This window comes from Pseudomonas veronii, from assembly GCF_001439695.1.
GTDB classification, from domain to species: Bacteria; Pseudomonadota; Gammaproteobacteria; order Pseudomonadales; family Pseudomonadaceae; genus Aquipseudomonas; species Aquipseudomonas veronii.
Genome location: NZ_JYLL01000006.1, coordinates 1 through 12427, shown reverse-complemented (window position 1 = coordinate 12427; position 12427 = coordinate 1). Strand labels below are relative to the sequence as shown.

At 59.3% G+C, this 12427-nt stretch carries 11 protein-coding genes and 2 pseudogenes; 9 read left to right on the top strand and 4 right to left on the bottom strand.

Features of this window, described 5'->3' with window-relative positions; all coding sequences use genetic code 11:
* Genes TU80_RS09670 through nirS form a run of 4 tightly spaced genes read right to left on the bottom strand, consistent with a single transcriptional unit; the run spans position 1 to position 3513 of the window.
* Positions 1–1170, bottom strand: coding sequence for a cytochrome D1 domain-containing protein (locus TU80_RS09670; RefSeq protein ID WP_057004355.1), 1170 nt, complete (start codon positions 1168–1170; stop codon positions 1–3).
* Entirely contained in the window at positions 1167–1484 is a 318-nt protein-coding gene (locus TU80_RS09665; RefSeq protein ID WP_017849352.1) for a c-type cytochrome, read from the bottom strand. Before TU80_RS09665 ends, TU80_RS09670 begins: the two co-directional genes overlap by 4 nt.
* A 16-nt stretch (positions 1485–1500) precedes the next feature.
* Positions 1501–1815 carry a c-type cytochrome gene (locus tag TU80_RS09660; RefSeq protein WP_046383072.1) on the bottom strand — a complete coding sequence of 105 codons (315 nt, stop codon included), beginning with the start codon at positions 1813–1815 and terminating at the stop codon, positions 1501–1503.
* A 24-nt stretch (positions 1816–1839) separates the two neighbouring features.
* On the bottom strand, positions 1840–3513 hold the full coding sequence (gene nirS / locus TU80_RS09655) for a nitrite reductase (RefSeq protein ID WP_046383073.1): 1674 nt from the start codon (positions 3511–3513) through the stop codon (positions 1840–1842).
* A gap of 195 nt (positions 3514–3708) precedes the next feature.
* Here nirS and TU80_RS09645 point away from each other — a divergent pair, with 195 nt between their 5' ends.
* The 9 genes and pseudogenes from TU80_RS09645 to TU80_RS09615 all read left to right on the top strand — a co-directional run.
* Positions 3709–4485, top strand: a complete 777-nt coding sequence (locus TU80_RS09645; RefSeq protein WP_017849348.1) for a CbbQ/NirQ/NorQ/GpvN family protein — start codon at positions 3709–3711, stop codon at positions 4483–4485.
* On the top strand, positions 4469–5032 hold the full coding sequence (locus TU80_RS09640) for a cytochrome c oxidase subunit 3 (protein WP_057004354.1): 564 nt from the start codon (positions 4469–4471) through the stop codon (positions 5030–5032). The genes TU80_RS09645 and TU80_RS09640 overlap by 17 nt, the downstream gene beginning before the upstream one ends.
* Positions 5033–5039: 7 nt before the next feature.
* Entirely contained in the window at positions 5040–5270 is a 231-nt protein-coding gene (locus tag TU80_RS09635; protein ID WP_057004353.1) for a cytochrome C oxidase subunit IV family protein, read from the top strand.
* A 266-nt stretch (positions 5271–5536) separates the two neighbouring features.
* Positions 5537–9880, top strand: coding sequence for an RHS repeat-associated core domain-containing protein (locus TU80_RS09630; protein WP_057004352.1), 4344 nt, complete (start codon positions 5537–5539; stop codon positions 9878–9880).
* Positions 9880–10539, top strand: a complete 660-nt coding sequence (locus tag TU80_RS09625; protein ID WP_057004351.1) for a hypothetical protein — start codon at positions 9880–9882, stop codon at positions 10537–10539. The genes TU80_RS09630 and TU80_RS09625 overlap by 1 nt, the downstream gene beginning before the upstream one ends.
* 6 nt (positions 10540–10545) lie before the next feature.
* A pseudogene (locus tag TU80_RS09620) lies at positions 10546–10904 on the top strand (RHS repeat-associated core domain-containing protein); the annotation flags it as partial.
* Between the two features lie 77 nt (positions 10905–10981).
* Entirely contained in the window at positions 10982–11545 is a 564-nt protein-coding gene (locus TU80_RS32630; protein ID WP_132849944.1) for a hypothetical protein, read from the top strand.
* A gap of 128 nt (positions 11546–11673) precedes the next feature.
* A pseudogene (locus TU80_RS33920) lies at positions 11674–11772 on the top strand (hypothetical protein); the annotation flags it as partial.
* Positions 11773–11931: 159 nt separating this feature from the next.
* Positions 11932–12427, top strand: a 496-nt coding sequence (locus tag TU80_RS09615; RefSeq protein ID WP_134939315.1) for a type VI secretion system Vgr family protein, incomplete at its 3' end; no start/stop codon positions are given.

The following is a 12427-nucleotide window of genomic DNA, read 5'->3' as shown; positions in this document are numbered from 1 at the left end:
TCAATACCCCATTTTTTGCGCGCGGCTGCTGAAGAAAATTCCACTGGGACTCAAGGCCGGCAAGGTCTTGAGCAAGGTCATGCGGTACGGGTCCCAGACCTGCACCTGCTCACCGTCGCGCACCGACAGCCAGAGCTGTTCGCCACGCCCGGTGAACTCCATGTGCAGCACCCCGGGACCGGGGCGCAGGTCGGCCACCACTTTGTGGGTCTCGGTGTCGATCACCTGTACGCGGTCGTTGTCCGGGTAGGCGAAATTGACCCACAGCTGGCGCCCGTCGGGGCGTGCGGTGACGAAAATCGGTTGGCCGGCGACGTCGATGGCGGCGGTCTGCTGCCAGCTGCGTGCATCCATCACCAGCACCTGGTGATGGCCGACGGCGGGCACGAAGGCTTGGTTGTCGGCCACGGCCCAGCCTTCGAGATGGGGCATCTTGTACACCGGCAGTTTTGCCTGGCCGCGCCCGTAATCCGCGAGCACGCGTTTGACCCCGTGCTCGGGATGCCACAGGTCGAGCTGGGCCATGCCGTCCTCACCGAACAGCCCGGCCATGTAGTAACGGCCATCGGCAGTGATTAGCGCGTCGTAGGGTTGTTCGCCGATGCCGCGGAACCGGGTGATCTGCGGGGTGTTGCTCTGGCTGAAGTCGGCGCTCCAGATCTCGCCGGTGTCGAACAGGCTGAACACGAAGCGCTGGCCGGGCGCATCCACCAGGCCCACCACCCGCGAGCGTTTGCCGCCGGCCAGGGGCGTGGCGGGAATGTCGGCCAGCTGGGCCAGGGTCTGCGCATCGAACACCTTGACCCCGCCGGGTTGGTAGTTGGACACGGCAATCAGGCGGCCATCCTGGCTGATGGCGCCGCCGATGCTGTTGCCACCCTGGATGATGCGTTTTTCAACGCGTTGGCGCAGCAGGTCGACTTTGGTCAGGCCGCCATCGCGGCCGAAAATGTAGGCGTAGCGCTGGTCGCGGGAAAACACCGCCGAGGCGTGGGACAGGTCGCCCAAGCCGTCGATCCGGCCCAGCTCCGTCATCCCGCTGGTCTCGATGATTTGCACACTGGCGCTGGCGCGTTCGATCACCAGGCCCAGGTCGCCAGTCCCGCGCAGCGGTGGTTGGGCACAGGCACCGAGCAGCAGGCACAGCGATAGAAGAGTGGGGCGCATCATGGTGCGGGGCTTCCTTGCAAGAGGCGTTCGACCAGCCAGGCGATCTCGCTGGAACTGAGCAACGGCGCCCAGCCGGGCATCGCGCGGGCAGGGCGGCCGTAGGTAATGGTGGCGGTCAGGCTGTCGCGGCTTTGCCCGGCGAGGGCCGCCGGGGTGAGGGGCGGGCCCAGGCCGCCGGTGAGGTACAGGCCGTGGCAGGCGCCACAGTCCTGGGTCAGCAGGTGTTCGAGGCGGGCGGCGTCCGGTGTGGCCAGCGCCCACGTGGGAATCAGCAGGAACAGCGCCATGGCCGTACCGATCATCGATGCATTCATGGCGCGCTCCTTGTGCTTATTTCAAGGTCAGGACCCATTCGGCCAAGACCTTGGCTTCGTCTTCCGTCACCATATTCGGTGGCATCGGAACCGGCCCCCAGTTGCCTTGGGTGCCGTTTTTGATGTGGCTGGCGAGGGTCACGGCGGCGTCTTTCACCCCGGCGTTCTTGGCCGCGACGTCCTTCAAGGCCGGCCCCACCAGTTTGCTGTCAACCATGTGGCAGCCGACGCAGGGTTTGCTGCTGAACAAGGCCAGCCCGTCTTGGGCGAAGGCCGGTTGCAGACTGAATGCGGCGGCACAGGTCAGCAGTGCGAGGAGAGTATTTTTCATCGGAAGTCCTTGTGTTGATGGGGCTCAATAAATGTCGTGTTGGGTGTTGTAGACGTTGAATTTTCCGGTTGGGGTGATCAGGCGCTTGTCCTTGATAACAGCTTTGAGCTTCAGGGACTTGTCGTCGATCACAACCAGCGCCGATTCCTCGGTCTGGCCGTTCCACACCGAGAACCACACCTCGTCGCCGGCCTTGTTGTATTCCGGCTGCACCACGCGCAGCGCGCCTTGCTTGATCCCGGCGTATTCGGCGATCGGCAGCACCGTGTAACCCTTGTCCAGATGGTCGATGTCAAACACCGCGGCCGACTGGCTGAGCTTGGCGTCGGGGTTGAGGGTGGTGTCGACATACAAATGCCGGGAGTTGGGATGGGTCTTGATGAACAGCGAGCCGCCGCCCTGGCCCTTGAGCGATTCCACCTGTTTCCAGGCGTATTGCGGGTGTTTGATCGGGTCGGTGCCGATCACCGAAATACCGCCGTCGCCCAAGTGGCTGGTGGCCCAGACCGGCCCGTAGGTAGGGTGTACGAAGTTGGCGCCACGGCCTGGGTGCGGGGTCTTGCCGACCTCGACCAAGGCAGTGAGCTTGCGTTCCTTGGAGTCGATCACCGCGACCTTGTTCGAGTTGTTGGCCGCCGTCATGAAGTAGCGGTGCGTGCTGTCCCAACCACCGTCATGCAGGAACGGTGCGGCGTCGATGGTGGTGATGGTGAGGTTCTTGATGTCCTGGTAATTGACCAGCATCACCTTGCCGGTTTCCTTGATGTTGACGATGAACTCCGGCCATTCGTGGGAGGCGATGATCGCCGCGACACGGGGCTCGGGGTGATATTCCTGCTTGTCGACGGTCATGCCGCGGGTGGACACGATCTGTTTGGGCTCCAGGGTCTCGCCGTCCATGATGGTGAACTGTGGCGGCCAGTAGGAACCGGCGATGGCGTACTTGTCTTCGTAGCCCTTGAATTTCGAGGTCTCCACCGAGCGCGCCTCGATGCCGACCTTGATCTCGGCGACCTTGGTCGGTTCGGCGGGCCACAGGTCGATCATGTCGATCTTGGCGTCGCGGCCGATCACCAGCAGGTAGCGGCCCGAGGCGGAGATCCGCGAGATGTGTACGGCATAACCGGTGTTGATCAGTTTGACGATTTTCTTGCTGTCGCCATCGATCAGCGCAATCTTGCCGTCGTCGCGCAGGGTGACGGAGAACAGGTTTTCCAGGTTCAGATCGTTCAGCTGTTTCTTCGGACGGTCTTCGGGCTTGACCAGCACTTTCCAGGTCTTGAGGGTTTCGGCCATGCCCCATTCCGGCGGGGTTGGCGCGGTGTGCTGGATAAAACTGGCCATGTGGCTGATCTGGGTTTTGGTCAACGCATTGGAGGTGCCCCAGTTCGGCATGCCGGCGGGGGAACCGTAGGTGATCAGCGCTTCCAGATAGGCCTGGCCACGGGCCTGGGTGATGTCCGGTGTCAGTGGTTTGCCGGTGGCACCCTTGCGCAGCACGCCGTGGCAACCGGCGCAGCGCTCGAAGTAAATCTGTTTGGAGGTGTCGAAGTCGGCCTGACTCATGTCCGGCGCGCCGGCGGTTTTCACTTCGGCCGGCTGGGGTGCGCCATGGGCGCTCAAGGGCAGTGCCAAGGCCAACGCGCAACTCAGTGCGGCGAGGCTCAGGGTGAAGGGTTTTCTGTTGCGAGTCAGCATTCCATTTACTCCTCAGGCGGGACCTTTGCGTTGCCTCGCAACACGGTGCGGGGCGCAGGTTCTTCGTGCGGGGCCAGACTAGGGGGCAGCACCGCAAACTTCGCTTGATCACGATCAAGTTTGTCTCGGGCGGTGCTTGCCAGGTTGTCGCAGGCGCCCTTAGCGTGGCCATCAAACCCGCTGTGGATGCCTGTCATGACTGAGCCCTTCTACCAACCCCTGGACAATGAACACCTGCTGTTCGAACACGCCTGGCGCCACCGCATGCCGGTGCTGATCAAGGGCCCCACGGGCTGCGGCAAGACCCGTTTCGTGCAGCACATGGCGCATCGTCTGAACTTGCCGCTATACACCGTTGCCTGCCACGACGACCTGAGTGCCGCCGACCTGATCGGCCGTCACCTGATCGGCGCCGAGGGCACCTGGTGGCAGGACGGCCCGCTGACCCGTGCCGTGCGCGAAGGCGGCATCTGCTACCTGGACGAAGTGGTCGAGGCGCGCCAGGACACCGCCGTGGTGCTGCACCCGGTGGCCGACGACCGCCGCGAGTTGTACCTGGAGCGCACCGGCGAAGTGGTCAAGGCGCCGCCGTCGTTCATGCTGGTGGTGTCTTATAACCCCGGTTACCAGAACCTGCTCAAGGGCATGAAACCCAGCACCCGCCAGCGTTTCGTCGCGATGCGCTTCGATTACCCGGCCGTCGAGGGCGAAGCGCGCATCGTGGCGCGCGAGGCCCAGGTGGACCTTGCCCTGGCGACCCAGGTGGTGCGCCTCGGCCAGGCCTTGCGCCGCCTCGATCAACATGACCTGGAAGAAGTGGCCTCCACGCGTCTGCTGATTTTCACCGCGCGCCTGATCGCCGCCGGCATGCCCATTCGCGAAGCCTGCCTGGCATGCCTGGCCGAGGCGCTGACGGACGACCCGCACACCGTGACCGCCTTGATGGACGTGGTCGATGTGTACTTTGCCTGAACCGCGCCGCCTGCCGGGCGACCTGGCGATGTGGTTTTTCATCCTCGCCGAGTTGTCGGTGTTCGCGATTCTGATCCTCGCGTTCGCCGTGACCCAGGCGCTCAAGCCCGAGGTGTTTGCCGAAGGGCGCGCGCAACTGGACACCTCCACCGGGCTGGCGATGACCTTGAGCCTGTTGACCGCCGGGCTGCTCGCGGCGTTGGCGTTGCAGCAGGTGCGATTGCAGCGCTGGCGGCGCGGTGCCGGCTTGTTCGTCGCGGCGCTGTTGGTGGCGCTGGTCTACGTGGCGATCAAACTCACCGAGTACGCCCACCTCGGCGCTGCCGGGCTGGGCCTGGAGCACAGCACGTTTTTTACCTTGTACTGGCTACTGACTGGGTTCCATTTCCTGCATGTGCTGCTGGGCATGGTGATTCTCGCGTGGCTGGCGCTGGGCTGCTGGCGCGGCGGGCTGTCGGTCGGCGGGCTGGAGTCGGGGGTGCTGTATTGGCACATGGTGGACCTGGTGTGGGTGGTGCTGTTTCCGTTGGTTTACGTGATTGGATGAGGTACCGATGTCCATTTCCCAAGGGCTGATCGTGTGTTGGGCCACGTTGGTCGTGCTCAGCGTCGGCACCGTGCTCGCCGGCGGCTCCGGGCTGTGGCTGGCGGTTTTGCTGCTGGCGGTGGTCAAGGCGTGGCTGATTGCCGATGGGTTCATGGAGTTGCGGCATGCTCCCAGGTTTTGGCGCGCTTTGGTGCTGGGCTGGCCGGTGGTTCTGGTGTTGGTGGTGGGGCTTGTCTAGGCTCGGGGCGCCCAAGATCAAAAGCCAAAGCGAGGCGGCCTTATAGCCGACCTGATCCTGGAAGCCGGGCCCGGTCACGTGTGGGAGCTGGCTTGCCTGCGATGGCATCGCCTGGGTGGACCTGATGGACTGAGATGTCTGCATCGCAGGCACCTCCGCTCCGCCTGCTTTGGGAAAATTCTTACGCCTCCCTCGGAAAGTCTCACCTGAGCAACACGTTAGTCGCGTGATTTGATTCCGGCCTTTTCAGGCAGGGATTGCTGGTCATGACTGACGCGTTTTGGGCCGCCCGCGAAGGCGACGCGCTGCTGCACACCTCAATGATGGCCGATGTCCTCGGCGGTGTGCTGGAAGTCGCCGCCTATGCCGCCATCACGTCCGTGGGCTGCCTGGCCGCTGGCGCGCTGATTGCCGCAGCGACCGGCGTGACCATTGCCACAGGTGGCGTTGGATGCGTCGCCCTGGGACTGGCGGTCGGCGCGGTGGTGGGGATCAGCGCCGGGCTCTCGGGGGCTGACGTGAAGATCTCCAGTTGGTGCGAAACCGCCGCCAACTGGGTTTTTCCGCCGGTGATCGAGGCCTTTATCACCAGCGGCTCAAACGACGTTTTCATCAATGGCAAACCAGCGGCCCGGGCCGCCGGACAGATGATGGCTGTGCCGATCGCGCCCAGTGAGCCACCGGCCCCCCGTTTTCTGGACATCGCACAGGGATTTTTCTCACAACTGTGGCGCCCGACGGTCGCCATGCCCGCTGCCGGTACCGTGCCGTGTGCGCTGGACACGGTCGCCTGCACCAAGCACCCGCCCATGCCCGAGCAATTTATTGCCGAGGGTTCCAGTTCGGTCTTCATCAACGGGCAACCGGCCGCACGCAGCGGTGACCGCAGCACGTGTGACGCCAAGATCGGCAGCGTCGAGGGGCTGATTTCTGCCGATGTGCGTATCGGTGGCGACCCCGTCGTGGTGCGCGAAATTCGCAGTGGCAAGACACCGGGCGTCGGCTTGGCGATTGCCGCGCTGCTTGCGCTACGCGGCAATGTGAAAGGCTTTTGGAGCAAATTGCCGTGCCTGGCCGGCGGCGCGCTGGCGGGCGGGGCCGTGGCGTATGGAACCGGCAAGCTCGCCTCGGCACTCAACAGCGCGGTCAACGGTTCGCCCAACCCGGTGCATAGCCCGACCGGGGCCAAAATCCTCGGCGCCGAAGAAGAACTGGACTTCGTCCTGCCAGGCCTGCTCCCCATCGACTGGCAGCGCTTCTACAGTAGCCTCGATCAACGCCACGACGGCCTTTTCGGCGCCGGCTGGAGCGTTGCCTATGAGGTCGCCGTCGAGATCGATCAAGATGAACACATCACCTACATCGACGAACAGGGGCGCCGCGTAGACATCGGCTACATCCCGTTGTCAGGCGGCGCCTTCAGCCCCGGCGAAGGCCTTGCGGTCAGGCGCAGCGCCGACGGCGCCATCCTGATCGAAAGTATCGACGGCCTGTATCGGCTCTTCGAGCCCGACCCTCTGAACTCCTTGCGGATGCGCCTGCATTTGCTGGGTGATCGTAACGAAGGGCGCATCTTTCTGGATTACGACGTCCAGGGGCGCCTGTGTCGCCTGCGCGACAGCCATGCGCTGATGCATGTCGACGTGAGCTACACCGTCGAGCATCCGCGGCGCGTGAGCCATATCGAGCGCCGTTACCTGCATCGGCAACATTTTGCTGGGCGCAGCGACGTGCTGGTCAGCTATCGCTACGACACCCACGGCGACCTGGCTGAAGTCCTCGACGCACAAGGCACGAGCCAACGACGTTTTGCTTACGACCGCGCGCGGCGCATGGTCGAACACCAACTGCCGAGTGGCTTGTGTTGCTTCTACCAATGGCGCGCAGTGCCCGGCCCGCACGGTGAAGAATGGCGCGTCAGTCGGCATTGGACCGATGCCGGCGATGCATTCACCTTCGACTACGACCTCGATGCCGGTATCACGCGCGTCACCGATGGCCTGAAACGGGTCAGCACCCGCTATTGGAACCCGCAGTACCAGATCACCCGCTACGTCGATAACCTGGGCCATGCCTGGCAGTTCGAATGGAGCGAAGATCGCCAATTGCTCGGCGCGATTGATCCGCAAAACGGCCAATGGCGCTTCAGTTACGACGAATCCGGCAACCTGAGCGCAGTGACCGATCCACTGGCCAGGATCAGCAACACAGAGTGGCTGGCGCATTGGGCATTGCCCGAAGTGGAAACCGACCCGGAGGGTAACCGTTGGCATTGCCGCTACGACCGGCATGGCAACTGCATCGAAGAGATCGATCCGCTGGGCAACCGCACCCGCTATGTCTACGACGATTTCGGCCAGCCGGTGCAGATCATCGATGCCACCGACAAAATCCGGAAGCTGCACTGGGACGAGTGGAGCCAACTGATCGAGGAAGTGGATTGCTCGGGCCACGCCACCGGCTACCAGTACGATGCGTTCGGCAATGTGCTGGTGCACACCAATGCTGAAGGTGAGTCGGTGCGCTATCAGTACAGCCGGCAAGGGTTGTTGTTGGAATGCCGACTTTCGGACGGGCGCCTTGAGCATTTCCAGCGCAACGCCAGTGGTTATCTGACGGGCTATGTCGACCCCGCCGGCAACACGTCCCGCTATGCCTACGACCGGCGCGGCCAGGTCAAACAGCGCTGGGACGCGCACAACCGCTGCGTCAGCTTCGATCACGACGCCTACGGGCGACTGCTGAAACTGACCAATGAAAATGGCGAAAGCTATCGCTTTGAGTGGGATGCGGCAGACCGTCTGGTGCAGCAACAAGACCTCGACCACAGTCGGCGCTGCTATGCGTATGACCCGCTGGATAACGTCGTCGCCGTCGGTTACCTGCCGGGAAGGGAAGGCGAGCCGGTAGACGCGCTGACACACCAGTTCCAACGCGACCCGCTCGGGCGCCTGGTCAGCAAAGTCACCGCCGACGGCACCACCGTTTATAAGCACGACCTGAACGACCAACTGGTCGCGGTCACCTTCACCGCTCTCGACGGTCGCGAGCAAGCACTTGGCTTTAGCTATGACGCGCTGGGGCAACTGCTTGAAGAACACAGCTCGGCGGGGTGTCTGCAACACCATTACGACGAATTGGGCAACCTGACTCAAACCCACTTGCCTGACGGACGCTGGCTCAATCGCCTGTACTACGGCAGCGGTCATCTGCATCAGCTGAATCTCGACGGCCACGTCATCAGCGACTTCGAACGCGACCGCCTGCACCGCGAACTGCAACGCACTCAGGGTCAACTCAGAACAAATACCGACTATGACCGCAGTGGCCGGGTCCGCTCACGCCAGCGTCGCAGCATCGAACAGCCGTGGCAGTTGCCGCCCCTGGTCGAAACCCATTACAGCTACGACGCCAGCGACAACCTGATCGGACGCCGCCGTACCGACCGCCAAGAGCACCTGGCCTACGACAGTAGTGGACGTATCCTCGTCAGCCAACAGATAGGCCGGATCGAAACCTATGCCTACGATGCGGCGGCCAACCTGCTCGACGGGCCACAACAAGGCGGCCTGGTACGGCATAACCGGCTGCTGACGTATCAAGACAAGCGCTATACCTACGACGCGTTTGGGCGAATGGTTGAAAAGCGCAGCGCTGTGCGAGGTTTGCAGCGTTTTGCCTACGACGCCGAAAGCCGGTTGGTTGAAGTGCGTAATGAAAACGGCGGCGTGGTCAGGATGGTCTATGACCCGCTGGGGCGGCGCATCGGTAAAACTGAACACGACAAGAATGGCGTTTGCCTGGGAGAAAGCCGTTTCGACTGGGATGGACTGCGTTTATTGCAGGAACATCGTCATAGCCAGACCAGCCTTTATCTCTACGATGGCGACAGTTATGAGCCACTCGCCAGGGTCGACAGTAAAGGTGAATACCAACGCGTGCGGTATTACCACAACGACCTGAACGGCTTGCCGGAGCAACTCACCGAGGCCGACGGCCACGACATCTGGCGAGCGACTTATCGGGTGTGGGGCAATACGCGGGAGGAGGTGCGGGAACCTTACTTCATTGAAGAGCAGAATTTGCGGTTTCAGGGGCAGTATCTGGATCGGGAGACGGGGCTGCATTTTAATACGTTTAGGTTTTATGATCCGGATGTGGGTCGCTTTACAACAACCGACCCTATTGACTTGATGGGTGGGTTCAACCTTTATCAATACGCTCCTAATCCTTCGGGATGGATAGACCCATTGGGTTGGGCATGCTCCGCTGCACAGCGACGGCAGAATAAGGTCAATGGTTTAGCAGCGGAGAACCTGGTTTATCAGAGGCTCATGAAAAACCCTAATGTTACCGTGCTCGGTAGGCAGGTTTATGTAAGAACGCCAGGCGCAGGGCGGGGCCGCTACGTAGATATTTTAATAAGAAATAACAAAACACAAAAAATCATTTCTGTCGAAGTTAAATCAGGCCGTGCAATACGCTCTAAAGCCCAGCTTGCAAAAGATAAAGTCATCACTAATGGGCAGGGGGTATTTGGGCATTCCGGGAAAAAAGCAACAGGTGTTACTGTGAGTGAGGCTAGGGTGCCACTATGGAGGCTGCCGTAATGATTGGAAGTGTCGAGAATATGTTGAAATTACTGACCTCAGGTATAGCTGAGACGTTTGAAAACCATGGGTTCACGCAAAAAAAAGACCGTTTTTTTGAAAAAACCGACAATAAGGGTCGAATCAGGCGCTACTCAATGGGGCTTTCCAAGCAAAAAGGATGGTTTTCTCTCCACTTGACGCTGCAGCTTCTCGATCCGACACTGATGGTGCATGTGAATACAGTCCTTGAAAAGGCACTGAGAGATGACAAGTTCGAGTATCCGGAAAGTTGGTCGAAATCAATTATAGAGAAATCTATAAAAACTCGCACATCCAATCAGGTTGTCGCCGAACTGACCGATTGGCGGATACTGAAGGAATCCAGCGAATCACTTCAGCACTTCAATGAGAGGTTTTCGATATGGCTATATTCATTCGAAACTCCGGATGAAAAGCCGGGCTGGAAAGAGCAGTTACTGACCAGCGTTGAGTTAGCACTCAAGTGGTTTGATGAAGTAGATTCAAATGAATGGATTCGCTCCAATACCGTGTACCCTGCTCTATACTTACTCGCTACTGAGGGGCTCAAGCAGAGAGTTGAGGAGCACTACAAGGCGGCGTTAAAATCGCTTGAAGATCCGCATGAGGTCGAGCTTTTTTATCGATATTTAGTTTAAAGGTAACACAAGCACACCCAGACCAGCCTCAATATTTACGAAGACGAAGGCCATGTCCTCCTGGCTCGCATCGACGGTAGTGGGGCGCTGTAGAAAGTCCGCTACTACCCACCGATCTCAACGGGCTGCGTGAACAACTGACCGAGGTCGACGGCCACGACATCTGGCGGGCGACTTATCGAGTGTGGGGCAATACGTTGGAGGAAGTGCGTGAGCCATATTACATTGAAGAACAGAAATTGCGGTTTCAGGAGCAGTATCTGGATCGGGAGACGGGGCTGCATTTTAATATGTTTAGGTTTTATGATTCGGATGTGGGGAAGTTTACCACAATCGACCACATTGACTTGATGGATGGGTTAAATTTTTCCGACAAAAGGAAAGGTGCATAATACAAAGATGCTATTTTTGACTTCTTCACACAACACCAGGGGCTAAAGTAGTGACTCAGTTCTTAACCATTGCCTACAACTTAAGCGCTATAGATAATCACGCATACTTTTTTGATGGAGCACCTGATAGTATTTTTTGCAAAACCTGTGGTTGCTGCATTGATCAAAGCTATCTGCCTAGAGAACTGAAAACACCAAACAAGGCTGATATTGGTGCAACTTATGATGGGCGCTTCATCGCGTCGCTACGTTTCAAGGAATACATCGAAAATTTAAAATTGAGTGTTGGATTTTCATTAGTCAATGAAAAAAATCAGCTATTCATGATGCGGCCTCAAAAAATCATCAAATACAGTGCTCAACAGTTGGAAAATCTCTGTAGTACGTGTGGTCAATATTTTGACTGTGTGGTTCCCATCCCGAGTTTCTATCAAGAAACTGGGAAGCGTCTAGAATATGGAATGTTTTTCACAAGTATTGGCTTCGGTAGCGGGAAAGAAAAAAGCCCGGCCATTATTCTCGGCATCGAAACCGCACTTGAAATAAAGAGCGCAATAAAATCATTAAAATTAAGAGGCGCTGATATTAGTGAGGTTCTTATGCCTAATGACTAAGACTATCACTCAGCGCTTATCGCCCAGGCGCGTAAGACGGGATAGGTCTATTTGTTATTTAGTCTGTTTATTTTTCGGCCACTTAAGCTAGTGCAAAAAGGCATAAATAAGACGGTTCTGAATTGCATGAATTCCTCACGCGCATGCTCGAAGGCAAGGCGCTGGCGGGTGTGCGGATCAGTAGCCGGGATAATGAATTGCACTACGACTTCAGCGACACCGAATAACGACTGTTGGAATGCGGTTTAAATGTGGGAGGGGGCTTGCCCCCGATGGCGGTGAATCAGTCACCGAATGCATCAACTGATACACCGCCTTCGGGGGCAAGCCCCCTCCCACATTTGAACTCGGTTTCTTCAGTTATTTAGTCATTTTCGAGACGCCCGATGCTATTCAACCAAACCTCACGCCTGGCCAAAATCACCAGCCCCCTCGGGCCGGACGTGCTGTTGCTCAATCAAATGGGTGGCGGCGAAGAGTTGGGTCGGCTGTTCGCCTATGAGCTGCAACTGACCTCCCTGGACGCCAACATCGACCTCAACCAGTTGCTCGGCAAGCCGATGAGCGTCGGCGTGCAACTGGCGGACGGCGGCGAGCGGCACTTTCACGGCATCGTCGCGCAGTGCAGCCAGAGCATCGACCAGGGCCAGTTCGCCAGCTACCAGGTGACGCTGCGCCCGTGGCTGTGGCTGCTGAGCCGCACGTCAGACTGCCGGATTTTCCAGAACCTGAGCATCCCGCAGATCATCAAGCAAGTGTTCCGCGACCTCGGCTTTTCCGACTTCGAAGACGCCCTGAGCCGGCCGTATCGCGAGTGGGAATACTGCGTGCAGTACCGCGAGACCAGCTTCGATTTCGTCAGCCGCTTGATGGAACAGGAAG